The sequence below is a fragment of the Methylobacterium komagatae genome, assembly GCF_042661665.1.
In the GTDB taxonomy this organism is placed as follows: Bacteria; Pseudomonadota; Alphaproteobacteria; order Rhizobiales; family Beijerinckiaceae; genus Methylobacterium; species Methylobacterium komagatae.
In genome coordinates, this window is sequence record NZ_JBHSWN010000001.1 from 2,821,386 (window position 1) to 2,843,647 (window position 22,262).

Genomic DNA, 22,262 nt, shown 5'->3' on the forward strand with positions numbered 1-22,262 from the left:
CATCGGCCGCGCCCGAATAGTCGCCAGCCTTCAGCTTCTCGCCGAGGTCGCGAGCGAGCATCTGCTTGCCAACGCCATCGACCTGATCGGCGAAGCTCTTCCCGAGCGCGCCAAGAGTCGTCGAAAAGTCTGCCTTGGGGACCGCGATCCCGAATGCGCCGCCGCTCATCGCATCATCCGAAAATGGAGAAGGCTTTGCCGATGCCGCCGGCGAGATCGCCGATCGACTTCACGCCGCTGAAGATCGCGTTCAGGCCATTCATCTGGGCCTGCTGGCCAGCCTGCAGGCCGGCGGCACCAGCCTGGGCGATGCCGTTCGCCGTCGAGGAGGCCAGCCCCGCCTTGGCGGTACCGGTCTGCAGCGCGGCGTTGCCGAGGGCTCCGAATGTTCCAGCCTGACCGGTGGTGGCGCCATACCTCTTCGTGTCGAGACCGGAGAGATTGGACAGCCAGTTGCCGTAATCCTGCGAGGCAAGACCCGAGGCGAATTTCATCGCATCAGTGTCGGCGTTGCCGGAGGCGAGCGTGCCGTTTACGGCCCGGGTGCGGTTAAGGGCCTGAAGCCCTTGGTCGAGGTTGAACCCGTAGCCGGCGCTCTGCTGATACGAGTTTTTGGCCGCGTCGGCGGCGGCCTGCCCGTTCACTCCGAGGGCGTCCTGATACAGTTGCGACCCTGCCCCATAGCTGTTGGCGAGATTGCCGAAGGTGGTCGCAGCCTGCCCGTAGGCGTCGGAGGCGCGGCTGTAGCCCTGGTCGAGAGCAGCATCACCCTGATCCTTGCCCTGCTGGAGCTGCTGCGCGGCGAAGATCGCAGCCTGTCGCTGCGGCTTGCCCGAGAAGATGGACGACACGGAGCGGCTCCTACTTGGCTTCGAGGGCGGCGATCCGCGCCTCCTGCTCCCGGATCACGGCGAGCAGCACGGAGAAGAAGGCGAACCACTCGCGGGATGGGGCGCCCGACGGCAGAGCGACGGCCGGGGCCTGCGCGCTCGGGATCTGGGGAACGGCGATGCTCATTCGGTCCTCGCGTCGATCGCCTGCGCCCCGCCGAGCAGGGCGCAGTAGACGGGGTCGCTCACGTCGATGCGCCAGATCCGGCCCTGAGGTCCGGTCATGCCAGTGCGCAGGAGCGAGACGCGGGTCCGGCTCTCGCCCTGGCGGCCGAGCGAACGCGACAGCGGGTTCGACCACCGCACTCCGCCGTCATCCGACCAGGAGATCAGGGTGCGAGGGTCGCGGATCGTGGGGTCGGCGGAGAGTCGCCCAACGCCCATCGTGAAATCGAAATCGGCCCGGGGGATCGCGAGCCGTTGGGGGAAGGCTTGGCTGGGCAGGCTCTCGACGCGGAAGCGAAGAGGCGAACCGACCTCATCGAGGGCGGTCTCTGTCACGGTCAGGAGGCCGGTCCCAACGGTGTCGCCGACCAGCCAGCGCCCGAAGGCCTTCACCGAGTGCGAGGCCCGCCAGCGCGACGCCTCGTGGCTCGCGCGCTCGTGCCACTGGCCCGTGGTCAGGTCGAAGACCCAGGTCCGCGTCGGCATCGACACGACCCAGCACGCATGACCGGCGACGAGATGGACCGAGGCCTCGATCGCGGTCGGATCAATCGCGGCGGCAGCGGCGAGGTCGCGCTCGACGTCATGGGTCGAGATCCGGGCGGGGGTGTAGCCAGAGAGCTTGTAGACCACCGCGTCGTCGCCGACCCAGATCAGCTCGTTCGACCAGCCCTCTTCCTGGCCCGCCACCGCCGACGGTCCGATCAGGCCGCGCGGAATGCCGGTGATGCGGGCGAGCGGGAAGCCGTTGGCCTGCGCCTGTCCGCCGTAGACGCCGATCCCGGCCGGGCCGAACAGGAAGAGCTCGTCCCGGAACGCCACGCCACGGGTCAGGCCGCCGGGGCGGGCCTGCTCGACGGTGTAATCCAGGGTGTTGAATTCGAGGCTGTTGACCTTGGTCGCGTAGCAGTAGCCGTTCCCCGCAGTGAAGAAGAGGAAGCCGAACAGCTCGGTCACGCTGTTCGGCGCGGGCAGGCCACCGGGGATGGAGAGCGGGCGCGGCGAGGCGGTCGGCGTGACCTGATAGGCCCCGTATTCCGTGACCGCGACGGCATCCGGTACCGGCGCGCGGTTGTTGCGCGCGATGGTCACCGCCTTCCGGCCCGGCAACTGGCCGAGCAGGTTGACCGAGCCGTCCTGTCGGATCTCGACGAGCTTGTTGTGGTAGGCGCCGAGCACCGTCGAGCCGACGAGGCGGAAGCCGCGCGGGCCGTAGCAGGCCGTGTCAGCGAACTGGACCAGACCCGGTGCCCGCCGCCGGGACGCAGGCGCACGCGCGCCGTCGCCGAGCTGCTCGACGAACGCATTGATGAGCCGCCCCGCGCCCTCGGCCGCCGAAAGGCCAGGCCGGGACGAGAGCGGCCACTGGATCGCGGGCATGGATCAGTCCGACGACGAGCCGGAGGGCGTGACAGGGCCGGAGAACTGAACGATCGGCGGGAGGCCGCAGCGGCGCCCCCAGAACGGCTCGATCCGCATGGGCGGCCGAGCGTCATAGACCCGGTACGCGAGGCGCAGATCCATCCGGGCCCGATCGGCGAGCGCGACGAGATCGGAGGCCTTCTGCCCTGCGATGCCGAAGGGCACCATGGCCGCTTCGGCTATGATCGCGGCAAGCGGCAGGTAGGCCGCGTCGTCGATCTCGTCGCCGGTCAGTTTGGCGACCCCGTCGTCGAGCAGCTTCGCGCAGACGGGCTCGATCAGATCATCGACCTCGGCCCGGTCCTCGTCGCTCGGCGCCTGCCCAGCGGCGAGCACGCCGAGGTTCTTCAGGACGCGGGCGATGAGCTGCTCGCGGGTCTTCATCTTAGCGAGCCCTTGCGGCGGTCTTCGGCGCGGTGGCGGCTTCGAGGTCCTTCTTGGCCGAGGCGAGTTCGGCCTCCAGCCTCTCGATCGCGGCATGAGCCTCGTCGCGGGCGGCGGCCGCATCGGCGCCGTCGGCTTCGGCCTTCGCCAGCGCGGTCTTCAGCGTGGCGATCTCAGCCGCAGCCGCGCCGAGCAGGCCTTCCGCCTTGTCGATCTCCTCGACGAGGGCCTCGTTCTCCTGCGAGCCGGCCGCGATGATGCCCTTCAGCCGCTCGATCTCGTCGATGGCGGTGTCGGGCGAGGCAGCGGCCGGGATCAGGTCTACTGCGTTGACGACCGAGTCGGCGTAGGGGCGACCGGCGGCGCGATCGGTGAGCGCCTCCGCCGTGGCCTTGGCCGGGTCGGTGATGACGTCGGGCGTGGCGGACCAGCCCTCGGGCAGGTCCTCGCCGAGTCCGAGCTGGAAGATGCGGGCCTCGCCGTCGGCCTTGTAGCCCCAGGTCGGGATGATGACGGGATCGGGATTGTCCATGAACGCCTCGTCTGGCGGGGCGCTCACGGCCCCAGAACGACGAAGGGCGCCACGAGGGCGCCCTTTCGTCTTAGCGGTGGTGGGAGGGGGTTAGCCGTTCAGGCGAACCGCGAGGCGCGGATCCACGGCCTTCACGCCATAGAGGATGTCGAGACGCATGTTCGAGATGTCGTTCGTCCCATCGTAGTAGCTGATGAGGCGGACGCTCAGTCCCTTGTACGACTCGCGCTCGCAGACCACGGCGCCATCCGGCTTCACCAGCGGCACCACGGCTAGAGCGAACGCGCTCTTATGGGCCATGATGTTCTGGCTGTAGTTCGAGCTGGCGGCACCCATCCAGGACACCGCCGCGCCAGCCGCCGGAGCAGCCGAGACGGTGGTGAACGCACCGGCCGGCAGAGCCGCCGGAGCGATGATCGCCGGATGGATCTGGAGGGTGGCGTTGCCCGAGCCATCCGCCACGGCGGCGGCCGTCACGGTGAACTGGCGCAGGAACGAGAGCGGCTGCTTGGTGACGTGGTTCACCGCGAACACGCCTGCGATGGTGAAGACCTCACCGGCCGCGATCGTGGCGCCGGCACCGAGGCCCGACACGTTGAAGAGCTGGCCGCCGAAGTCCTTCACCGCCACGCCGTTGGCGAGGACTTGGGTGTAGGTGACGTTCTGGCCTGCACCGTTGACGGTGCCGTTGGTGCGCGTCCCCGTGGAGAGGGTCGGCACGTTCTGGCTCATGTAGGTATCGACCTGCGCGATGCGGCCCACGGCACCATCGCGGTAGGCATCGGCCACCAGCTTGTCGTTGTAGAACTGGCTCTGCGCACCCGCGAGCCCGGACTCGTCATCCGGCGAGAGCATGCAGAAGCGGGAGTCGCGGGGCACCGAGAGGTTGTTCAGGCGGGTGGTACCGCGCAGGAAGCCGGGATAGCTCGACAGGACGTTGCCCGGGGTGCCGACCCAGTTGGCGACGTTGGTGTAGAGGCCCATCACGTCCTGATCGACTTGGTTGGCCAGGGAGACCATCGCGGGCTTGATGACCCGCTCGGACAGCTCACCGATGTTCAGGGTGCGGTCGGTCGAGGAGACCTTGAGATCGACGCCCTTCTTCTTGTTCACGGTGATGGAGGTCGTGCCCTCGGTGATGTCCTGGGCCTGGGCGACGTCACCATCGCGGACCTGGAATTGCGGGGGCCGCTTGATGGTGACGGTGGCGCCCTTCTCGTAGCCGTTCACCGTGGAGGCGAACTCGGCCTCGTAGCCACGGAAGACCTTCGAGGCAGCGACGAGTTCGTTGTCGAGCACCTTGACCGCCGCTTTGGCGATCATGTTGTTGGTGATGAAGTTGTTGGGCATGGTCTGATCGTTCCTGTCGGATTACGCCCCGCGCGAGCGGTACGTCTTGGCCAGCCACGCATCGAGCTCCGCGTCGGGAGACGATGGCGCAGCGGAGCCGCCGACGGGCTTCGCGGGAGCGGGGGCTGAGGGGGTCTTCTTCGGTTTCGCCAGGGTGAGGCGGGGTTCCAGCGCGCCAACCGCCTTGGCGGCCTGGAGCGGGGTCATCCGGTTCAGCTCGGCGAGCTTTTCCGGGTTCTTGGCGAGGTAGTAGGCGAGCAGCCCACCCTTCTCGCTCTCGACGACGAGTTCCTGCACGTGCGGCTTGACCTCACGGTCGGAGGCCGCCTTCAGCACCGCGTCGGCGTCGGGGATGGCTTCCCGAACGTCTTCCAGGCGATCCTGGAACGCTTCGACCGCCTCGTCACGGGCCGCAGCCTGACGGTTGGCGTCCGAAGCCGCGCGGTCGGCGTGACGCTGCTCGGCGAGCACCTTCTTCAGGCGATGCTCGGCCTTAGCGTCCTCGAACGCGGCATAGTCGTCGAAATCGGCTTCCTTGGGCGCAGGGCCGATCTCCTTCTCGATGGCGGCCTTGCGATCCTCGCCGGCGCCGGTCGACGCACTGCGAACGCTCTCAAGTTCGGCCTTCAGTCGGGCGATCTGGTCCTGCATCCGGTGGATGCCGGTACGCTTCTTCGGCTTCTCGGGCTCGCCTTCGTCGCCCTCGCCCGTCTTGGGCTCCGGCTTCGGTTGGGCGGCCGATTCAGCCTGCTCTTCCCCTGGCGTTGCGGCGGTCTCGATCTGGGCCTCGTGGCCCTCGTCGGCGCCCGCCGCAGGCGAGCCCTCTGCACCTGCCGCTGGCGTTTCCGCCTGCGCGCCCAGCACGATCAGGTCCTCGTCCATGTCTCTGTCCATGAAAAAACCCGCCGCGCTTCGAGCGGGCGGGTCGGGTGCATCCTCGCGGCCTGCGCCTCACGCACTGGCCTGCGGGATCGGGGCGGACGCGCGGAAACGGCCGCTGTGAGCGGGGCGCGTCGAACGGAGTGATCGGGAAGCGAGACGGGGCGTCGCCCACACGTCTCGGGACACTGGTGAAATGCCGCCGATTGCCCGACGGGTCAAGAGCGGAAGCAGGTGGGCCGGGCGCTTGTGGAAGCGACCCGGCCCGATCATCCTCGGTGATGCGACTCAACCGGGGTGAATGATGCCAGTCTATACGTTTCAGACACGCCCGCAAAATCTGGGCGAAAATTGGCAATGAGCAGTCAAACCGAACAAAACAGTATTTATATCTGGCAAAGGCATATTTTGCGTATAGTTCGCTTGCCGTTTATGCTCATTGTCTTGTCGATGAACGCCGGCATCACAAACGCTGAAGATAGTGGCCAAATAAATCGTGAGAGCATATCCAAATATCCCGGCGCAAAAGAAGCATACCCCCGCGAGATGTGGAAACCTCCATCCCTCGCCAATCAGCCTAATCCGATGTTCATTTCCCAGGAGGAGCAAAGCAGGAGAGAAACTTATCAGTATACCTGCGACAACCCCAAAGAGCGCGCAGACGCTGACTCGTGTCAGCAGCGACGCTCCGCAGACGCCGCCGAACAAGGATTGAAGCTCAATCATCAGCAGCTCTGGGTCGGCGTGATTGGGGCTGCGGTTTCGGGGCTTGCTCTCTTGGCAACAGCTTGGGCTGCATATGCAACGAGCCTCGCAGCGCGGTCAGCCGAACGCAGCGCGCAAATCTCAGAGCAGTCAATGCGCCAAACTCAACGCGCTTACGTTACAATACAAGAAATAAAATACGATGTTATTCCAGCTGCCCCAAAAGGTGCTTCAGGCTGTCGTATTGACGTTTATTGGAAAAATTCAGGCCCGTCACCTGCAATGAATGTTATTCATGCTGTTAATGCAGGCGCTTTTACGTCTGAAGACGGACCTTGGAGCGTTGAGTTTAGGCAAACATATGCGCCGTCCGAGCCCCATACCATTCTAGCGGGCGCAAGTTTCCACAGCAATCCCAGATTGTTCAGCCAACAGCATCTAATTGCCGCAAGCAAATCTAAAGCCGATTTGTACATCTGGGGATGGCTGGAGTACGATGATGTATTTATAGAGTCAAAGCGCCATCGCATACAATTTTGTGACCGGATCATCGTTTATGGGAAGCCGGAATTCGGTGAAATACTGCTGCAGTTCACTCTAGCTGGAGGGTATAACAAATTGTACGATTTGGATAATGTGTGAACTAGGTAACGAGCAATATTGACCTACAAGTCATAAGTACGAAGCATATGAGCGGCGAATAATGTATGACTCGCCGTTTTTAACTAAAACATCATTGATGTTTTATGTTTTTAGAGAGCTAGCTTGTCATGGGCGTGGTCGGAGGCTGCGCTTCGGCCACGCAGAGATTAGCTATCGAAGTTAGGTGGAGCTTCAGAAATATGCGGACTCAGATTTTATCCTGTATTACCGATAATTTTATTACAAGACCGAGTGAATAGCCAAAGCAATAATTTTGCTGCTTCAGCTTTCAGGTCGGGCAGTCTCTCTTTTTATGTCGCAAAACTCTCCGCATTCAGCATCGCTTCCCAGATCTTGATCGCGCCAATAGCCGAAGGGTGATTGATTGCGTTGCCGCCTATGGCCGTAATCGAGCCGCCGCTTGCGGTTGGGACGATGCCGTACATCTCGTAATCTGTGACGTTCGGCATAACGAGTGTGGGGACGCTGGTGGCGAGCGAGTTGGTGAAGACAGTCTGCCCACCAGAGCCCGCCTGAGACATCTTAGGGGTGAAGAGACCACCGCAGCGCTCTACGAACCCACCCCAGACCGGGGTGAAACCACCCTGCACCTGTGGCGAAGTCGAATACCCGAACTGCACCCAGTTTCCATAGGTGCAGAGTTCCCAGTAGATCGTGCCGGTAGTAGGGCATGGCACACCGGTATCGAGCCCATTGATGGCAAGCAGCGAGCCGGTGACGCGAACGTTGATCTTGAAATTACCGCTTGTCTGATCGCGGTAAATTTCAAAGTTGTTGTCTGAAAGCGATCCGATGTTGAAGATGAACGGCGTGCCGTTGCGAACGTTCGTCGCCACGACGCCGAGCCACTGCCCAACGAGAGACACATCTAACGTCTGGCTCGGACCGGTCCACGGCAACACCGCGCCGAAGCCCTGCTGGATCTGAGTGTACATCGGTCGGCCGATGTCTCGGCCATCTCGCGCCATGTTGAAGTAGCGGTTGATGTCGATGAATGACGTTCCAGTGCGAAGGGCGTACCCACGCTGCACCGCCGCCTGCTGATCTCGGGCTTCCTGCTGGAACACAACGCCGAAGTTGGCGTCCTGCTGAGACGGAGACATGGGCGTCAGCAGGATCACATCCGGCGCCTTGGTGAAGGCCGCGATCTGGCTCAGTGCAGAGTAGAACCCTGCCATCTCAGTCGCAGGGACGCCTGCATTCGCGCCGAAGTTGAAGATGATCAGATCCGGCGCCAGCGCCTGGATGTAGCTCATCCACGTCGCGGCCGTGTTCGTGTACCACGGCGGAAGAACGGCAGACGAAAAGCCTTGCGCCAAGATCGACTGCGATGAAGCGAAGTGTGACCATCCCGTTGTCGGGATGCCGCGCTCGAACCACTGGATTGTCTTGCCGGGGTTCTCGCGAGTTAGCTTTCGAAGCAGGTGCCGCGACAGGTAAAGCGTCCCGGAAATCTGGTCTGATTTGGTAGTGATGCTGTCGCCCACCACGAGAACCACAGGACTCGCAGCCGCAATGAATTTGGAGAGCTTGCTTGGCCGAACGCCGCGCTCGAAAGTCTGGGGGCCGGGCGTGTTGAGCGGTATGATCTGCTTGCGATAGCCGCCAAGCAGCGTGCCCTGGCCTACGAAGATGACGTTGCCACACGCGGACAAAGATGGAGCGTAGTACTGCTTGGCGCAGTAGACGGTGCGAACGCCTTGAGAAAAGGCATTGTCATGCGCGGCCTTGATGGCTGCACTGTCGTCGGTAACTCCATCGCCCTTGATGTTCGCGGAGAAGATCTCGATCGGTGGAATTGCACCCGCGATAGACGCGATGTCGGTGGCTCTGATTTGCCTCGGCGCCACCATCACACAACTCCATACAGAGGAGCGCCATCGGCTCCGGTCAGGGGGCGCCATCAGCGCCAAGGAGGAAGACGAAACCGGGAGGCGCGATCGGGCCTCCGGACGGAGCAAGGAACGGCAGCAGCGAGCGGCCGAGCACGCGGAAGAGCGTGAAGGGGTTGCGCTTCGACACGGATCAGCTCCGGCGAAGCACGGAGACCTTGGCGGTCGCCGTGGTGTTGGGGGCGTCCACGCCGATGACGGCGAGGTTGTCGATGATCGCCGTGCCGGTCTGGGCGTAGACGTCGAGGTATGATCCCTCCTGCATCAGCAGGCGGACGAAGCCGTCGGCCGAGCAGGCGATGGCGACACCATCCCCCGCCGTCACGGTGGTGCCCGGCGTAATCGGGCTGGAGGACCTATAGGCGAGCGGCATCGACGACTCCGGGGCCGTTGGAAGTGACAGGGGTTGCGAAGAGGGGTCGGGCCGGCGCGCTACTGCGTCGGATCAGCGGCCCAGAGGTTCACCTTCACGCCAGCGGCAGCGAGGCCGAAGACGTCGAAGGAGATGAGTGCCGCGAGCGAGACGAGTGTCGCGGGAAGGGTGCGCGAGCGCTGCGCCTTCACCGTCGCGGAGGTGTGGGTGTCGGTCAGACCGTCGGCCGAGGTCGTGAACTCGCGGGCCGTGACCTGGACGACGACCGGGGAGCCGGTGTCGTCGACCATGTAGGCGATCGGGGGCAGCGCACCCTTCGTGCAGACGATCGGCCGGGCGAACGTCCATTTGTACGTGCCGTCGGCCGCCGTCGTCACGACGGTGCGCTGGACCCGCGCGGCGTGGGTGTGATCGGCGCGGGCGAAGTCGGCGGACGTGCCCGCTCGACCGTCCAGCGCGGTCGCCGGGGGCATGTCTGCGGCAGGCGAAGGCACGCTCGACGCGATGGCCGCCGCGACCTGACCCTATGTCAGGCCTGTCCCGTATCCTGGCATCGCTAGAACCCGGAGCCGACCGTGATCTCGACGTCGGGCGCGCCGCCATCGCCGAGGACGGCCGCGAAGCGCTCGCCGGGCTGGACGGTGCGGATCTCCACCGCGCCGGCCGGCAGCGCCATCGAAGTGGTATCCGGCACCGCCATCGTGGCCTTGTTCCCGAACTCGATGCGGGCCGGGACCGTGCCCCGGTTCCAGAGGCGGACCTGACACCCGCCGCCGTGCGGCAAGCTCGATAAAGGCGTGGCGGCTCCGGCGCCCGTGTTCGCGTTCAGCCGGATCGTGCCGAAGGGCGTCGGACGGAAGGGCTGGAGGTTCATGCGGGCTGGCCAATCATCTCGGCGCCGGGCATGCCCATTGCGCTCGGGTCAAAGAAAGGGCGCCCTGAGGCGCCCCGGAGAGATCGACGGGCATCGCGCCCGGCTCGGCAGTTTCGAGCCCTGGCGGCCCGTTTTCCGGCGATGGCGTGCCATCCGCAGGCGGAAGCTCCTCCAGGATCGTCGCCACGATCTGCGAGAGGTGCTGCACGGCCTGCGCGATGTCTTCGAGGCGGGTGTCGGGCTGACCCGGCTGCGCGGGACCGGTGACGCGGGCCTGCGCCTCGGCAGCGGCACGATCGATCTCGGCCTGCACCTTCGCCATCTCGGCCTGGATCCGCTGACGCTCGACATCGAGCTTCGCGAGGTCGAGCTGCTGGCGACCGGCCTCCAACTGCTGCTTGTGCTGCTCGGCCGCTGCGGCCGCCTGTTGCTCCGGTGAGGGCGGAGGCGGCGGGGGCGGCGGCCTGCCCTCTTCCTGCGCCTCCTCGGCCTGGATCTGCGGCGGCAGCATCGTGCGGATGCGCTTGGCGATCTTGTCGGCGAGCGGCCAGTCCTGCGCCTGCGCGAGGAGGTCGAGGACTAGCGGGGCGACCTCCGGCGCGGCTCCGAGGAGCTGGATCATGCCGTCGAGGGCGGCCTCGCGACGGGTGGTGTAGCTCGGGCCCATCTCCATCGCGACGTCGTACGCGCCGACCGTGACGTCGTTGGCGATCCGCTCGGCGACGTCGTCGGTGGCGAGGCCTTGCGCCTGATTGATCTGGACGAGATCGACCTTGCCGTCCTCGCCGATGATCCGGAGCGTGCGCTCGGTGTCGTAGATGTGCGGGATCAGGTCGACGACGATCGAACCGGTGTGCCGCACCGCCCGGGTGAAGTTCACGATGTAGACGAATGAGCCGACGTCGCCCTCTTGCTGGCGGGCGCGGATCGCCCTGCCCGACGTCTCGTTCGAGCGGGCGCCGAGCGAGGCGTCGTACACGCCCGTCACCGCCTTCATGTCCTCGGCCGCCTCGCGCGTCAGCTCGGCGAGGCCGGCGGAGGCGACCGGCGGCTGCACCCGCTGCGGCATCGCCGTGCCGGCTTTCGGATCCGCGTTGTAGGGCAGGAACGGGTGGTTCTCGGTGTTGGCCGTCTGCCAGACCGCCTCGTAGCCCTTGAACTGAGTCTCCGTGCCGATGAACGGCGCCTTGGGTTGGAGCGCGACGACCTCCGTCTGGGTCGAGCGGGCATAGTTGTAGGCCCGTTGGGCATCCTTCGCCGTGCGGACCACGCCGCGCCGGATGCGGCGGCGACCGACCTGCATCTCGATCCCGACAACCGGGACGATGGGGATGAACCGGCCGGGCCAAGGCGTCGGGCCTTCGAGGACCTCGTTCGCCGTGATGAGGTAGCGCTCGATCTTGTGCCCGTCGCGCTTCTCGATCCGAGCGCCGGCCGCCTCTGCCCGGGCCAGCTTCTCCTCGTGGTCCTCGTCCGCCGTGTCGGTGAGGTCGAGGATCTCGCCGTCGGGCATCAGGGCGAGGGTCTTCTTGATCGGACTCTTCGTCCAATACTCGGCGACGCGCACCGTGTCGGCGGTCGCCCATTCCGAGAGCCCGGACTGCGTCAGCTCGGCGTCGCCCATCTCGGCCGCCGTTGCGTCGGGATAGGTCTCCTCGAACACATCCCGGCTCATGTCCACGGGCACGAAACAGAAGCGCGCATCCTCGCGGGTCGGGTTCTTCGCGTCCGGGTCCCAGCGCACGGCGATGCCGTCCGGGATGGCCGAGATGCGGATCTCCTGCTCGAACGTGGAATCGGACCCGTATTCCGTCTCGACGCGCCAGTGCCCGATACCGGCGGCAACCTGCTGATCCGCCCCGGTGAAGTAGGCGGCGGGGGCGTCGGAGCGGTTCTCGACGTAGCGCACCATGCCGGCGATCACGTCGGCGGTCTTCACATCGCCTCGGCTGTCCACCGGCACGACCTTCACCGCCGGGCGCATCTGCCGGATATCGCCCGTGATCTGGGCGATGGTGGTCGGCAGGCGGTTGAACTCCAGGCAGGGGCGGCCGGCACGGGCGAGCTTCGCGTCCTCCGGCCACTGCGCACCCTCGACGAACAGGAAGTCCAGATCGGCATAGGCCGCCATCCGGTTATCCTTGTCGGCCAGATCGGCGCGCTGCCACCGCTTGGTGGCGACGGTGATGACCTTTGCGTTCGCTTCCGCCTTCGGGTTGGCCGGGCGCGCCGGCTTCTCCTCGACCTCCGGCGGGAGCGAGGTCGGCCGCTCGACGCGGCGGGGTTGCTTGCGAGCCATCAGGCACCCATCCAGCCACCGCCGCGACGGGCGGAGGCACTTGCCAGCTTCAGGGGGCGGTCTCGATCACCGGCTCGGCGAAGGTCAGCGCGACGGCGTCCCAGCAATCGGGCGAGGGGATGCCCATCGACCGCATCTTCTCCTTCGACCAGAGCTGGATCTGGCCGCGGCTGTTGTGGCTGTAGCCGGTCGAGCAGGCGTCGGCTTGGATCTCGTCCTCGTCGGGCAGATCAACGCCGGCCGGATCTTCCAGCCATTCGAGCGAGGACAGCCAGATTTCAGCCCGGCGATTCAGCGGGCCCGGCAACTCCTCGCCCGTGGTCGGCGAGTAGCGCTTCGGCTGCGTCGGAGCCGCACCGAAGTTCACCGGGACGACGATGTTGCGGCCGTCCGAGCCATACCCCCATTCGAGGAGCAGATCGTAGACGCCCGCGCCGTAGCCGCCGGTCACGTCGATGAAGCACTTCGTCGGGTTGTCCCTGTCGATCTCGCAGCGCAGGTAATTCGCGCTCTCCGGGATCGACATGCCGACCGGGCCGCCCGCCGACAGCACCTTGCGGCCCCGGCGCTTGGCCAGGGCGTGACGATCGCCGCCCTGGTGCGCGGGATCGTAGCCGAACACGAGGGGACCCGAGGGCTCCACCGTGCGCTTGCGCGCCGCCATGACGAGCCGGGCGGAGATCAGCCCGTTCGTGTTCGCCATCTGGAAGGCCTCAGCTGCGGTTGCGGGATACTCTTGACGGAACAGGCTCTCGCCCAGGTCCGCGATCTTGCGTCGGCGCCAGAACATCTGCGCCGCGTCGAGGCCGTGGGCCTCGGCGTAATCGACCTCGGACTCGCCCTGCTCATCGGTGTCGGTCGAGAGCGTGAAATCGGCGGGCGGCTCCTTCCGGTAGCCGTCGTCCCAGAACCACGGGACGAAGATCGCTTGGAACTCGCTCTCGCCGCGCTCGGCCTTCCGCCATTGCTGGTGGAAGTAATTCCCGACCCCGTTGGCCGTGCTCTCCAGGATGACTTCGGTCCCCGGCTCGTCGGCGATGGCCTGAAGGATGCCCGACGCGTGGCTGTGCGCGTGCGGCCAGAACCCGACCTCGGAGCCGTGGAAGTGCTGCAGGGTGTTGCCGCGGCCGACGGCCTTCGAGCCCGCCGTGCCGACCTTGTAGCCGCTGTCGAGGCGGTCGAAGAGCAGCTCCTTCGCGTTCGCCGCACCCGTCGAGGGCTTCACCAGCGTCGGGCAATGCTCGTGGTAGCGGCTCACCATCTCGAAGAGGGCGGCCGTGGAATCGTCCTGGTGCGTCAGGATGAAGGTCCGGACGCCGCGCTTGTGGGTGGTGCGCCAGTAGAACCGGCCGCCAATGTACGTTGAGGCACCCTGCTGCCGCCCCTTCAGGATCAGCGCTCGCACCGAGCCGGTCCGGAGCAACTGCTCTTGCAGTCTCTCGTGGATGTAGAGCTGCGCCCGGTTCAGCGTGAACGGGACGATCTTGCCCGACTTCGTCCGGATCCGGAGGCAGCGCGGCGCGTAGTGCTCGAAGTCCGACTTGAGCTTCTGCCGAACCGCGCGCTCGCGGTCACTCAAGGTCGCCGAGAGCATCCTCGTGGCTGCGGACTGCAACATTCGCGTCGATCCGCTGACGGTTGGTGTAGGCCTCGCCCATCTCCTTCGCGACCTGCACGAGGAGGTTCGCCGCCAGCACAGCGTTCCCGCGCTTCTCGGCGGTCTCGATCAGGCGGGCGAGCGTGCGGAGGCGGACGACCTTGTGCGAGACGCCGATCGCCGCCGTGTCGGTCAGGAACGTGTTGCGGGTGGCCTCGAAGATCTCCCGGTAGGCGTCCGAGAGATTTCGCGACGCTCGCTTGCCGGGATCGTAGGCCTCGACCTGCTGCGGTGAGACGTCGAGGTCGAATTCCTGTTTGACCGCCTTCACGACAGCAGAGGGCGGCTCGAACATCGCAAGCTGTTGAACGATGTAGGTTTTTACATCGTCGGACAGGACATTCACGACCGCGATCCCATCAAACTCAGATCAAACTACGACCGCAGGTCCCGCAGGCGACGGTGATGTCAGCCTCGCAGATGATCGGGGCTCGGTTGGCCGCCGCCACGAGAGCGGCGGTTTTGCCCGCGCCGTTGCCGACGCCATACCGCTCGACGATGCCGACGAACTCCTCGACGTCATGGCCGCGCAGAGCGAAGACCGGCAGGCCCGTCATCTTCGAGAAGCGCGGCGAGCCCCATCGATCCTTGGCTTGGCCCGCGTGATAGAGCTCGTGCTCGACGAGGGCGCAGAACGCCGCGTCGGAGCACTGGTCGGCATAGTCCGCATGGAACGTGAGCAGGAAGTTCGGCACCGCGCCGAACCAGCCCTCGATCTGCTGCGTCCACCGAGCCTTGGCCCAGCGGTTGCCGATGAAGCTCGCCTCCTCGCAGAGGCCGACCACCGTGTTGCCTTGCCTCTCGGCGGGTAAGGAGCACCAGAGCACGCCGAGGCGGGCGTCGCGCAGGTGGATGTGGTCCTCGTTCAGGAGCGGCGCGCCTTCGTCGATGAAGGTCGCCCGGAGCCAGTCGTGCAGATCGTGAGCCGGTTCGACGGGCGAGGTCGCAACCGCACCTTCATCCCCGAGGAGATGCTCCGGCGGGCGAGGGCGGGTCAGCATCAGTCCTCGATCTGAGCCGTGAAGCCGATGGGGCCGAGCCGATCGCGACGCATCAGCGGCGTACCGCTGGCGTCGAGCAACCCGGTATCCTGCCACGCATCGTCTGGCTCGAAGACGGTCAGGTCGCGAGCCACAGCGACGTCATCGCCGGGATGCAGAACGATGGCGGCCTGCGGGCGGCGCCCCAGAGGGGCAAGGCGATACTCACGCATCAGGTAGCAGCCGGCGACAGCGCCCAGACGTAGGTCCAGGCTGCCGGGACGATCAGCAGCAGCGCGACAACGCGCCAGGGCCCGAGGATCGGAGGCCGGCGCATCAGTGAACCGTCGGACGAGGTTGCGGGCGAGGTGCGGGCTCCGCCGGCAGCACGATCAGGAAGGGCGGGATCTGCGGCACCCTCGGCGGCAGCGGCGGAGGCGCGGGCGGCGTGGCGATCAGCACCGGCATCATCGACCGCAGCCCTGCGAGAGCACGCGGCCGGTGCGGATGACCGGATCGGGCGCGGTGATGACGACCGGCGCGCGGCGTCCGAACAGCCGGAGGAGGCGGGCGATCATGCGGACTGGACCTTCGGGGGCAGATGCTCGGTGATCCGGGCCGTGCCGCCCGGCATGAATGCGACGTGCAGCGAGTGGCCAGGCGTGCGCTCGGCGCGGGCGGCGATCTTGAGCGCCTCCACCCACTGCGCGGCGGACGGCCCATCGCGACCGACGCCGAGGGCGGCGAGGGCGCGGGAGGTGGCGAGCGGGCTCACGGACGAACCTCGGAGCGGCAAAGCCGGACGAACTCGGCGAAGGACCGGTCACGCTCGACGAGGAGCCCCTTGCGGCGCAGGTGATCGCCATAGGCCTTCGCGGCCGGATCGCGCTGCATGGCGCGGACCCAGCGCTCGGCGTCGGCCGCCGTGTGCGTCTCGCGGTTCATGGCATAACCAGAAAGACAAAACCCCGCCGAAGCGGGGTCTGAGGGCATCCGTGGCAGATGGCCTACGGAAGAACTATCGGAGTGTGCTGACCTTCACGAAGAACGTGCGTATCGGCCCCGTTCCACGTGAAGAGATACTCCACGACACCCCGATATTTTGGGTTGTCTGCGATGTAAGCAACCGAAGATACCTGCCAGAGGCCGCCGCGCTTCGAGCGAAGGCCATCAGCGTTCAGGCTGTCGGCTATCGTCTGAAGCGTTCGGCCGTCAGCGCGCTCGGAGAAGATCCTCCGGACAATTGCAGCTTCCGCCTCGACAACGACGAGGCCCCCATCCTTGTCGCGCTGATAGCCGAAGGGGGCAGCGCCACCGGCGAAGCCGCCTTTCGTCGCCTTTTCGCGACGGCCGCCGAAGGTACGCTCGGTGATGACTTGGCGCTCCTGCGCGGCCATGCTCGCAAGGACCGTAAAAATCATCTCCCCCATGGGAGTGGCGGTGTCGATCGGCTCGGTGACAGACCGAATGACGATGCCGTGCCGGTCGCGCATCTCGTGAACGCTAGTGACAGCGTGCAGCACGTTCCTCGCGAGACGGTCGAACTTGTATAGCAACAGGATCGAAAACGCGCCCTCGCCAGCAAGCTCCATGACGCGGCGGAATCCTTCGCGCTCTGCCGGTGCGGTTGCCCCGGAGACGCAGTCTGTGACCACATCGACCAGTTGGTAGCCCTGGCTGAGAGCGAACGCCTTCACCGCACGCTCCTGAACATCAAGGCCGTGGCCGTCGGAGAACTGCCCCTCGGTTGATACCCTGAGATATCCGACAACTCGCGGCTTGGTCAGTTCCTTCGCGAGCGGCTTAGCGCTTGCCCGGCTCCGAAGACGCCTAACGCGGTCGGAGCCCTGCATCGTTTGATCTCCTAATTCGGCCAAGACTTTGGAAGCCTAGCTTAACTGTATTTCCAATTGAATGGAGGCTTGCGAGAATTTGGAAAAAAGCCTTGATTTCGCTGTGCGATCCGGGTTCCGCTCTATGGTTCAGCGAGTGACTTCCAAATTCTTGGTCAGGCGGCCTGGACCCGACGCGAACCCCGGATCTCGGCTCGAGCCGGCCGGGCGCTGCGCTTGCCGAAAACCGTCTCGGCCCGGAACGTCCCGCGCTCGGCCGGATCCTCGTGGCGCATCACTTCGGCGGCGCGCTCACGCATCCGCTTGGCCAGATCGACCTTGGTGACGATAGGCGCCTCCGGGTCCCGCCGATCGGCGAGAGCCAGGTCATCGACCTCACGGGCGAAGGCCCGCAGCTCGGTCGCGTAGCAGAAGCGCTTACGGAGCGTCATCGGGGGCCGATCATGGCATGGGAACCCGCCCGCGTCTCACGGGAACAACGTTAAGCTGTTGAGCAGGTTCGAAATAGGGTGGCGCAGGAGGCGGGGTTGCGCCGATGCCGCTTCGCCGACGCGCAAGGTGGCGTCACAGCTACTGTCCGCCGTTACCGCGGAGGGGTCGACTGGATAGGTCCGCTCCTGCGCCCGCCAGACATGCAAACGCCCGGCGATCTTTCGATCCCGGGCGCGCGTCTGGTGACAGTACGGAAATGCCGGAGATAGCCCGACGGGTCAAGCCGGATCGCGGGTCGCCCGGATCAACTGCCCCTCGGATCCGGTCGCGGTATGGAGGGCATCGGCTACTGCGCCGAGGAGCCACCGGAAACGGTCGCCGATCCGACCGACACCACGGTCGCCGCCACCAACGGTGCAGCCCGCATAGGACTTGAAGGTGTGGCCCTCGACGAGGATCGCCTTCAGGAATCGGACCCCGAACCATCCGACCACCCCGGCGATCTTGGCGTCCAGTTCGGCGACGGCGCGGACCCGGAAGACTTGGCGGAGCATCCCCATCTCTCGAGAAGGCAGCGGACCGTCTTCGCCATCGGAGCCGTACAGGACACCAAGCCGTGCGATCGTCTCCATGCGCCGATCATGTCCTTCGCCGTGCCCGGTCCATGCATCCTGCAGGAGCCGACCGACCGCGAAAGCGACATCGTCGATCCGGTGAGCAGCGTGTTCCGTCGTTAGGACGTCGAGCTGCTTATTGACCTGGACCTCGATGAAGCCGCCGAGCCGGTCAGGATCGGTGACGACGCGCCGCCCGATCTGGATCGCCGCGTCGCGCTCGACATGCGGGTTCGACCGCAGCTTCTTCCGGAGGCGGCTGGCGCGGTGACGTTGCTCGGGCGTCGAGAGCTTCCGGCGGTCGCGGGCATCGGCCTCGCGCTTCTGGATGCGGTCGATGACGACGAGGCAGAGGTCCTTCGTGGCCTGATCCTCAACCGCCTGCTTGGCATCGAGGCGCTCCATCAGTTGGGCGTTGTCCGCCTTCCTGCTGCGTCGTCGGCGGCCTTGGCCCGGAGCAGGGCCAGCCGATCCACGCGCCGAGCAGACCGACGAACCGTCTTGGTGAGCTGCACGACCTCTAACTCGTGGCGCGCGATGACGTCGGGCGAGGCGCCCTGCGCGCGGTCGCGGGTGAGCCGGGCCTGCCGGCGGTCGAGCGCGGCAGCGTGCCGGGCCACTGTCGGATTTGGGTGAAAGGCCGGGGAACCGGCGAGAAAGACGGAAGCCTTCTTGGTCACGGTGTTGCCCCTTGAGGCGCCCACGTCTTTCGTCGGGCCGCGACCGTTTCAGTGCTGCACGGTTTTGGACACACGCAACCGTGAATACAGGATGCGTCAGTCTGCCTTGACCGGGTGTTGCGTGTTCCACGCGTCGGCCACGCGCTCACAGGCGCGCTTCCGCTGTCGGTCGAAGGTCCGCCGATTCACACCGAACTCGACGCAGTGATCGGTGACGGTGCCGCCGGGCACGTCCTTCAGCAGTCGCAACCGTCGATGGCGCTTGATCCGCCGCCGCGCCTTGGCCCTGGCCCAGGTCAGCAGCGCAATCAGCTCGGGCGTGCCAGCGCCCAGCACAACGGTCGCGAACTCCAGCCAGAAGAGCGGGCCGGGCGCGACGTTGGGCTTCACGGCCTCGACGTGGCGGGGCCGCGCGCTGAAGATGGGGGTGGTGGTGAGGGTCATGAACATCGCGACCAGCCAGCGTTCGACATCGACACATGTCATCGCTGGCGGGTCGGGGCCCTCGGGACGCAGAGGGGTTTTCATCAGCACTGTGAGCGTGAGCCCCTATTCCATCACGCGAGCCTGAAGGCGCGCGTTCTCCGCTTCCTGGAGCCGAGCCTTGGCATTGAGCCGGCGAGCCTCGGCATCCGTCTGCCGAGCGCTCCCCGCAGCCATGGCGAAAGAGAACACTGCGAACGCAAGGACGACGGCAGGCCCGAACATCCACTCCATCGGCCTTACTCCGCCGCCTGCCGATGCTGGACACCGAGCCCGAGCTGTTTCGCCAGCTCTGACCGGCGCGCGGAATAGCTCGGCGCCGTCATCGGATAGTCGGCGGGAAGACCGAAGCGCGCCCGATAGCTGTCGGGGTTGAGGCCGTTGGAGGACAGGTGCCGCTTCAGAGTCTTGTACGGCCGCCCGTCGATGAAGGAGATCAGGCCGTCGGGCTTGATGCTCTTCTTGATCTCGGCGGGGGTCAGCGTCGGCAGTTCCTCGACGGGCGCCGGAGCAGCCCCGACGAGGCCGGCGAGGGCGGCGTGCACCGTGGCGACGAGGCCCGGCACATCGCCCGCCGCCACGTGGTTCTTCGAGACATACGCCGCAACGATGTCCGTCGTCATGGCGCGGAGCACGGGGGAATCGTTCGTGATCGTGGACATGGTCATACCTTTCGGGTTGAGCGCCAGAACTCCCAGATCGGGATGCTCTCGACGGGGTTCGACAGGCCTCGAAAGACCTGCCTGGAGCCGTTTCGCTCCAGGGTGATCGTGCGCTCGTCCATGGCGACCACCTTGCGCGGGTAGATCGTGACGAGGGCGCCGACGCTGTCCGCGCGCAGCGCCCCGGCAAGCCGGTGGACGCCGAACAGCGATTCCGTGCTCCAGCCCAGAGCGGCGGCTTCGTCGCCCCAATGCTCGACGAACCGGAACATCATGGTCCGCACACCGGCCCAGACGCCGAAGCGACCGCGCGGACCGGCTTCTTTCCAGATCATGCCGGCACAGGGGATCTGCTCATCCGGCAGGCTCATCACGCCAGCGCGCCACGATGCGACGAGGCGCTGCTCGACGGAAAGGGCGAGGGCGGCGCTCATGCTGGCACCCGCTTGCGGTCGAGGCTCGCCATCAGGTGCGAGACGTCGAGCGAGCGAAGCGGCGCCACGATCTCGGCGCTCGACGAGCCAGCGCTGTCGCTGGGCGCGGCGAGACGGGGCGTCCGGCTCGCGGAGAGCAGGCTGTTGGGCGATGCCGCGATGTCCGCCAGCACCCGCTCCCGCTCGGCGTCGGAGATCGGCTGGTAGGGCACCGCGCCCAGCACGTCCTTGAGGGCGGCGATCTCGGCGTGGATCGCCACGAGGGACGGCGACCGGCGCGCCTCCGCAGCGACCTGTGGCGGGTTGGGGCAGCGCTCATCCGACCAGGGCAGTACCGTCTCCCCGCTCAAAAACCGCGCCGCTGCCTCCCGCACCGCCCACGTCGGCACATCGGCGAGGGCTCGCACGTAGAGGTTCGCCGTGGCCCGCGCCCCATCCGCCGCGACCCCGAAAGTCGGGAAACCGGCCAGCAGCGCCAGGATCACGTCGCGCTTGGCCACCTGCCCCGGCCTCGGGTCCTCGCCGTCGGTCAGGCCATCGTGGAGCGCGGCGAGGCGCGCCGTCATCGCGGCCCGGTGCTCTTCGGTCGGGGCTTGGTCGGCCCGGATCGCGGGGGGCACGCCGTAGCCGCCGCTGCGGTCCAGGCGGTTGCGGTAGGTCGCGATCAGCATGTCACCGGCCCGAGTGGCGGCCGCCGGCCGCGAGGCGATGGACGTTTCCGTGCTCGGTTCCGCGGTGGTGGGAAGGCGGGTCATGGGGAGCCCCGTTGTCGAGGAGAGCGTCGAGGTAGCCGTTGCCGGTGCCGCGCCGGACGGGAGAGGCGCGAGCCTGCGGGCGCGTCGTCGGCGTGTCGTTGAGGATGCGGGTCAGGTAGGGGACCGGGTCGCCGGTCTCGGCGGCGCGAGCCTCGTCGATTGCCCAGTGGATTCGGCCCGCGTCGCCGCCCGTGTCCCGGAGCAGCTTGCCGATCAGTCGCCGAGCGCTGGGGTCGCTCATGCCGAGCCCGCGCAGCGTCAGGACCCCGTCCATCCAAAGCCGATCTCGGACGGAAAGCGGCTCGGCGGCCTGAGCCGTCCGGCCCGATGCGGTAGCATCGGAACGGTTCTGTTGGTGGTTCAGTGGTGGTTCTAACGTAGTGGGCCCGGCACCTCCTGCCGGTTGGTCGGTATGAGGTGCCGGTTGCTTGGAACGTGGTGCCGGTTGCTCCGCATCAGCCGGCATCTCCTGCCGGTTGATGGAGAGGATCAGGATGTCCGTCCCGCGGGTCCCGTCAGCCCGTCGACGCTCCTCGCGCTTCAGCAGCCCGTTCGCTTCGAGCCCGAGGATGGCGTTCCGCACAGCGCGCACCGAGAACTCTGTGTCCTCGGCGAGGCGCTCCTGCGAGGGCCAAGCCCTGCCGGCCTGATCGGCATAGTCCGCAATGGCGACGAGCACCGCTTTCAGCGTCGGGCTTCCGGCTCTGACGGTCTTCGCCCACGCGTGCGCTTTGACGCTCATGGCCGGACCTCCGGCGTACGTTCCATGAAGCGGAGGATCTCTTCAGCACAGCGGGCGGGATCGCGGTGGATCTCCGAACCGGTGAAGCGGAGGACCGGGATCCCGTTGTGCTGTGCGACGCGGTCGCGCGAACGATCTCTGGCCGCCTGAGCTTTGGTGCGCTCATGGAAGTCATGTCCGTCGCATTCGACGATCAGGCGGCTGAGGGCGGCGCTCTTGCCGGTGTGATCCGGGAAGTGGATCAGGAAATCGACGCGCCAGCCGACAATCTGAACCTGCGGCTCAATGTAAGCCGACGTGAACTGGCGGCCTCTTTCAGACTCCATCGCTACAGCGCGTTCGAGCGTGGGCTCTCGCGCACCCAGATAAGCTCCTCGGTCGTTCGGTCGCCGCGATGAACGAGGTGCCACAGAGCAGCGCAGAGAAGCCGCTCAATCGGAGAGTCCCCCGGAACCTCACCAAAGAGCCGGTAGACATCACGGTAGGCGTCCTCAGCGGCTTCAAGAGCGAGGCGTTCGATGCCGAATAGGCTCTCGTTCATG

Annotated in this window: 31 protein-coding genes; 1 reads left to right on the top strand and 30 read right to left on the bottom strand. The window is 66.3% G+C overall.

The window, feature by feature from the left end; genetic code table 11:
- Nucleotides 1-173: 173 nt before the first annotated feature.
- The 7 genes from ACFQE0_RS13800 to ACFQE0_RS13830 all read right to left on the bottom strand — a co-directional run bounded on the left by ACFQE0_RS13800 (nucleotide 174) and on the right by ACFQE0_RS13830 (nucleotide 5,625).
- The gene (locus ACFQE0_RS13800) at nucleotides 174-851 is read right to left on the bottom strand and encodes a hypothetical protein (RefSeq protein WP_378970506.1); all 678 of its coding nucleotides are present in this window, start codon (nucleotides 849-851) and stop codon (nucleotides 174-176) included.
- 10 nt (nucleotides 852-861) lie between these two features.
- The gene (locus tag ACFQE0_RS13805) at nucleotides 862-1,017 is read right to left on the bottom strand and encodes a hypothetical protein (protein ID WP_378970509.1); all 156 of its coding nucleotides are present in this window, start codon (nucleotides 1,015-1,017) and stop codon (nucleotides 862-864) included.
- Nucleotides 1,014-2,435: a hypothetical protein gene (locus ACFQE0_RS13810; RefSeq protein WP_378970512.1), complete on the bottom strand. Its 1,422-nt coding sequence runs from the start codon at nucleotides 2,433-2,435 to the stop codon at nucleotides 1,014-1,016. The genes ACFQE0_RS13805 and ACFQE0_RS13810 overlap by 4 nt, the downstream gene beginning before the upstream one ends.
- Before the next feature lie 3 nt (nucleotides 2,436-2,438).
- The gene (locus tag ACFQE0_RS13815) at nucleotides 2,439-2,861 is read right to left on the bottom strand and encodes a hypothetical protein (protein ID WP_378970514.1); all 423 of its coding nucleotides are present in this window, start codon (nucleotides 2,859-2,861) and stop codon (nucleotides 2,439-2,441) included.
- A 1-nt stretch (nucleotide 2,862) separates the two neighbouring features.
- Nucleotides 2,863-3,420, bottom strand: a complete 558-nt coding sequence (locus tag ACFQE0_RS13820) for a hypothetical protein (protein WP_378970516.1) — start codon at nucleotides 3,418-3,420, stop codon at nucleotides 2,863-2,865.
- A gap of 63 nt (nucleotides 3,421-3,483) precedes the next feature.
- A complete protein-coding gene (locus ACFQE0_RS13825; RefSeq protein ID WP_378970519.1) occupies nucleotides 3,484-4,743 on the bottom strand; it encodes a P22 phage major capsid protein family protein in 1,260 nt (419 codons plus the stop codon).
- A gap of 21 nt (nucleotides 4,744-4,764) precedes the next feature.
- Entirely contained in the window at nucleotides 4,765-5,625 is an 861-nt protein-coding gene (locus ACFQE0_RS13830; RefSeq protein WP_378970521.1) for a hypothetical protein, read from the bottom strand.
- A 354-nt stretch (nucleotides 5,626-5,979) separates the two neighbouring features.
- Here ACFQE0_RS13830 and ACFQE0_RS13835 point away from each other — a divergent pair, with 354 nt between their 5' ends.
- Nucleotides 5,980-6,969, top strand: coding sequence for a hypothetical protein (locus ACFQE0_RS13835; RefSeq protein ID WP_378970523.1), 990 nt, complete (start codon nucleotides 5,980-5,982; stop codon nucleotides 6,967-6,969).
- A 311-nt stretch (nucleotides 6,970-7,280) separates the two neighbouring features.
- Here ACFQE0_RS13835 and ACFQE0_RS13840 read toward each other — a convergent pair whose 3' ends face one another.
- The 23 genes from ACFQE0_RS13840 to ACFQE0_RS13950 form a co-directional block, all read right to left on the bottom strand.
- Nucleotides 7,281-8,843, bottom strand: coding sequence for an SGNH/GDSL hydrolase family protein (locus ACFQE0_RS13840; RefSeq protein ID WP_378970526.1), 1,563 nt, complete (start codon nucleotides 8,841-8,843; stop codon nucleotides 7,281-7,283).
- Nucleotides 8,844-8,880: 37 nt separating this feature from the next.
- Entirely contained in the window at nucleotides 8,881-9,012 is a 132-nt protein-coding gene (locus ACFQE0_RS13845; RefSeq protein WP_378970528.1) for a hypothetical protein, read from the bottom strand.
- 3 nt (nucleotides 9,013-9,015) lie between these two features.
- Nucleotides 9,016-9,255, bottom strand: coding sequence for a hypothetical protein (locus ACFQE0_RS13850; protein WP_378970530.1), 240 nt, complete (start codon nucleotides 9,253-9,255; stop codon nucleotides 9,016-9,018).
- A 59-nt stretch (nucleotides 9,256-9,314) separates the two neighbouring features.
- Nucleotides 9,315-9,728, bottom strand: coding sequence for a hypothetical protein (locus tag ACFQE0_RS13855; protein ID WP_378970532.1), 414 nt, complete (start codon nucleotides 9,726-9,728; stop codon nucleotides 9,315-9,317).
- An 83-nt stretch (nucleotides 9,729-9,811) separates the two neighbouring features.
- Nucleotides 9,812-10,129, bottom strand: coding sequence for a hypothetical protein (locus ACFQE0_RS13860; protein ID WP_378970534.1), 318 nt, complete (start codon nucleotides 10,127-10,129; stop codon nucleotides 9,812-9,814).
- 13 nt (nucleotides 10,130-10,142) lie between these two features.
- Entirely contained in the window at nucleotides 10,143-12,428 is a 2,286-nt protein-coding gene (locus ACFQE0_RS13865; protein WP_378970536.1) for a portal protein, read from the bottom strand.
- Nucleotides 12,429-12,477: 49 nt separating this feature from the next.
- Nucleotides 12,478-14,046 carry a hypothetical protein gene (locus ACFQE0_RS13870; protein WP_378970538.1) on the bottom strand — a complete coding sequence of 523 codons (1,569 nt, stop codon included), beginning with the start codon at nucleotides 14,044-14,046 and terminating at the stop codon, nucleotides 12,478-12,480.
- On the bottom strand, nucleotides 14,000-14,431 hold the full coding sequence (locus tag ACFQE0_RS13875) for a DUF2280 domain-containing protein (RefSeq protein ID WP_378970540.1): 432 nt from the start codon (nucleotides 14,429-14,431) through the stop codon (nucleotides 14,000-14,002). The genes ACFQE0_RS13870 and ACFQE0_RS13875 overlap by 47 nt, the downstream gene beginning before the upstream one ends.
- Nucleotides 14,432-14,450: 19 nt before the next feature.
- Nucleotides 14,451-15,086, bottom strand: a complete 636-nt coding sequence (locus ACFQE0_RS13880) for a putative metallopeptidase (RefSeq protein ID WP_378970543.1) — start codon at nucleotides 15,084-15,086, stop codon at nucleotides 14,451-14,453.
- A complete protein-coding gene (locus tag ACFQE0_RS13885) occupies nucleotides 15,086-15,298 on the bottom strand; it encodes a hypothetical protein (protein ID WP_378970545.1) in 213 nt (70 codons plus the stop codon). Before ACFQE0_RS13885 ends, ACFQE0_RS13880 begins: the two co-directional genes overlap by 1 nt.
- Before the next feature lie 341 nt (nucleotides 15,299-15,639).
- Nucleotides 15,640-15,840 carry a hypothetical protein gene (locus ACFQE0_RS13890; RefSeq protein WP_378970547.1) on the bottom strand — a complete coding sequence of 67 codons (201 nt, stop codon included), beginning with the start codon at nucleotides 15,838-15,840 and terminating at the stop codon, nucleotides 15,640-15,642.
- Nucleotides 15,837-16,010: a hypothetical protein gene (locus tag ACFQE0_RS13895; RefSeq protein WP_378970550.1), complete on the bottom strand. Its 174-nt coding sequence runs from the start codon at nucleotides 16,008-16,010 to the stop codon at nucleotides 15,837-15,839. The genes ACFQE0_RS13890 and ACFQE0_RS13895 overlap by 4 nt, the downstream gene beginning before the upstream one ends.
- A 62-nt stretch (nucleotides 16,011-16,072) precedes the next feature.
- Nucleotides 16,073-16,918 carry a recombinase family protein gene (locus tag ACFQE0_RS13900; RefSeq protein WP_378970552.1) on the bottom strand — a complete coding sequence of 282 codons (846 nt, stop codon included), beginning with the start codon at nucleotides 16,916-16,918 and terminating at the stop codon, nucleotides 16,073-16,075.
- A 155-nt stretch (nucleotides 16,919-17,073) separates the two neighbouring features.
- Nucleotides 17,074-17,349, bottom strand: coding sequence for a hypothetical protein (locus tag ACFQE0_RS13905; protein WP_378970554.1), 276 nt, complete (start codon nucleotides 17,347-17,349; stop codon nucleotides 17,074-17,076).
- 279 nt (nucleotides 17,350-17,628) lie between these two features.
- Nucleotides 17,629-18,369: a hypothetical protein gene (locus ACFQE0_RS13910; RefSeq protein WP_378970557.1), complete on the bottom strand. Its 741-nt coding sequence runs from the start codon at nucleotides 18,367-18,369 to the stop codon at nucleotides 17,629-17,631.
- Nucleotides 18,369-18,644 (bottom strand): hypothetical protein, encoded by a 276-nt coding sequence (locus ACFQE0_RS13915; RefSeq protein WP_378970559.1) that lies wholly within the window; start codon nucleotides 18,642-18,644, stop codon nucleotides 18,369-18,371. Before ACFQE0_RS13915 ends, ACFQE0_RS13910 begins: the two co-directional genes overlap by 1 nt.
- A gap of 96 nt (nucleotides 18,645-18,740) precedes the next feature.
- Complete coding sequence (locus ACFQE0_RS13920; RefSeq protein ID WP_378970561.1) at nucleotides 18,741-19,172, bottom strand: hypothetical protein; 432 nt, start codon at nucleotides 19,170-19,172, stop codon at nucleotides 18,741-18,743.
- 194 nt (nucleotides 19,173-19,366) lie between these two features.
- Nucleotides 19,367-19,789, bottom strand: coding sequence for a Ros/MucR family transcriptional regulator (locus tag ACFQE0_RS13925; RefSeq protein ID WP_378970563.1), 423 nt, complete (start codon nucleotides 19,787-19,789; stop codon nucleotides 19,367-19,369).
- A 2-nt stretch (nucleotides 19,790-19,791) separates the two neighbouring features.
- Nucleotides 19,792-20,223: a hypothetical protein gene (locus ACFQE0_RS13930; RefSeq protein ID WP_378970565.1), complete on the bottom strand. Its 432-nt coding sequence runs from the start codon at nucleotides 20,221-20,223 to the stop codon at nucleotides 19,792-19,794.
- On the bottom strand, nucleotides 20,220-20,894 hold the full coding sequence (locus tag ACFQE0_RS13935) for a hypothetical protein (RefSeq protein ID WP_378970567.1): 675 nt from the start codon (nucleotides 20,892-20,894) through the stop codon (nucleotides 20,220-20,222). Before ACFQE0_RS13935 ends, ACFQE0_RS13930 begins: the two co-directional genes overlap by 4 nt.
- Nucleotide 20,895: 1 nt before the next feature.
- Entirely contained in the window at nucleotides 20,896-21,720 is an 825-nt protein-coding gene (locus tag ACFQE0_RS13940; RefSeq protein WP_378970569.1) for a helix-turn-helix domain-containing protein, read from the bottom strand.
- Nucleotides 21,717-22,046: an endonuclease domain-containing protein gene (locus ACFQE0_RS13945; RefSeq protein ID WP_378970571.1), complete on the bottom strand. Its 330-nt coding sequence runs from the start codon at nucleotides 22,044-22,046 to the stop codon at nucleotides 21,717-21,719. Before ACFQE0_RS13945 ends, ACFQE0_RS13940 begins: the two co-directional genes overlap by 4 nt.
- Nucleotides 22,047-22,048: 2 nt before the next feature.
- Entirely contained in the window at nucleotides 22,049-22,261 is a 213-nt protein-coding gene (locus tag ACFQE0_RS13950) for a hypothetical protein (protein WP_378970574.1), read from the bottom strand.
- Nucleotide 22,262 lies beyond the last annotated feature (1 nt).

Coding starts and splice junctions, on each gene's coding strand:
- ACFQE0_RS13840 (WP_378970526.1), bottom strand. CDS start 8,843: ATGGTGGCGCCGAGGCAAATCAGAGCCACCGACATCGCGTCTATCGCG.
- ACFQE0_RS13895 (WP_378970550.1), bottom strand. CDS start 16,010: ATGAACCGCGAGACGCACACGGCGGCCGACGCCGAGCGCTGGGTCCGC.
- ACFQE0_RS13950 (WP_378970574.1), bottom strand. CDS start 22,261: ATGAACGAGAGCCTATTCGGCATCGAACGCCTCGCTCTTGAAGCCGCT.
- ACFQE0_RS13810 (WP_378970512.1), bottom strand. CDS start 2,435: ATGCCCGCGATCCAGTGGCCGCTCTCGTCCCGGCCTGGCCTTTCGGCG.
- ACFQE0_RS13870 (WP_378970538.1), bottom strand. CDS start 14,046: ATGTTGCAGTCCGCAGCCACGAGGATGCTCTCGGCGACCTTGAGTGAC.
- ACFQE0_RS13900 (WP_378970552.1), bottom strand. CDS start 16,918: ATGCAGGGCTCCGACCGCGTTAGGCGTCTTCGGAGCCGGGCAAGCGCT.
- ACFQE0_RS13885 (WP_378970545.1), bottom strand. CDS start 15,298: ATGCGTGAGTATCGCCTTGCCCCTCTGGGGCGCCGCCCGCAGGCCGCC.
- ACFQE0_RS13930 (WP_378970565.1), bottom strand. CDS start 20,223: ATGAGCGCCGCCCTCGCCCTTTCCGTCGAGCAGCGCCTCGTCGCATCG.
- ACFQE0_RS13830 (WP_378970521.1), bottom strand. CDS start 5,625: ATGGACGAGGACCTGATCGTGCTGGGCGCGCAGGCGGAAACGCCAGCG.
- ACFQE0_RS13880 (WP_378970543.1), bottom strand. CDS start 15,086: ATGCTGACCCGCCCTCGCCCGCCGGAGCATCTCCTCGGGGATGAAGGT.
- ACFQE0_RS13805 (WP_378970509.1), bottom strand. CDS start 1,017: ATGAGCATCGCCGTTCCCCAGATCCCGAGCGCGCAGGCCCCGGCCGTC.
- ACFQE0_RS13855 (WP_378970532.1), bottom strand. CDS start 9,728: ATGCCCCCGGCGACCGCGCTGGACGGTCGAGCGGGCACGTCCGCCGAC.
- ACFQE0_RS13925 (WP_378970563.1), bottom strand. CDS start 19,789: ATGTCCACGATCACGAACGATTCCCCCGTGCTCCGCGCCATGACGACG.
- ACFQE0_RS13860 (WP_378970534.1), bottom strand. CDS start 10,129: ATGAACCTCCAGCCCTTCCGTCCGACGCCCTTCGGCACGATCCGGCTG.
- ACFQE0_RS13945 (WP_378970571.1), bottom strand. CDS start 22,046: ATGGAGTCTGAAAGAGGCCGCCAGTTCACGTCGGCTTACATTGAGCCG.
- ACFQE0_RS13905 (WP_378970554.1), bottom strand. CDS start 17,349: ATGACGCTCCGTAAGCGCTTCTGCTACGCGACCGAGCTGCGGGCCTTC.
- ACFQE0_RS13835 (WP_378970523.1), top strand. CDS start 5,980: ATGAGCAGTCAAACCGAACAAAACAGTATTTATATCTGGCAAAGGCAT.
- ACFQE0_RS13865 (WP_378970536.1), bottom strand. CDS start 12,428: ATGGCTCGCAAGCAACCCCGCCGCGTCGAGCGGCCGACCTCGCTCCCG.
- ACFQE0_RS13920 (WP_378970561.1), bottom strand. CDS start 19,172: ATGAAAACCCCTCTGCGTCCCGAGGGCCCCGACCCGCCAGCGATGACA.
- ACFQE0_RS13935 (WP_378970567.1), bottom strand. CDS start 20,894: ATGCTGATCGCGACCTACCGCAACCGCCTGGACCGCAGCGGCGGCTAC.
- ACFQE0_RS13815 (WP_378970514.1), bottom strand. CDS start 2,861: ATGAAGACCCGCGAGCAGCTCATCGCCCGCGTCCTGAAGAACCTCGGC.
- ACFQE0_RS13910 (WP_378970557.1), bottom strand. CDS start 18,369: ATGGAGCGCCTCGATGCCAAGCAGGCGGTTGAGGATCAGGCCACGAAG.
- ACFQE0_RS13850 (WP_378970530.1), bottom strand. CDS start 9,255: ATGCCGCTCGCCTATAGGTCCTCCAGCCCGATTACGCCGGGCACCACC.
- ACFQE0_RS13825 (WP_378970519.1), bottom strand. CDS start 4,743: ATGCCCAACAACTTCATCACCAACAACATGATCGCCAAAGCGGCGGTC.
- ACFQE0_RS13940 (WP_378970569.1), bottom strand. CDS start 21,720: ATGAGCGTCAAAGCGCACGCGTGGGCGAAGACCGTCAGAGCCGGAAGC.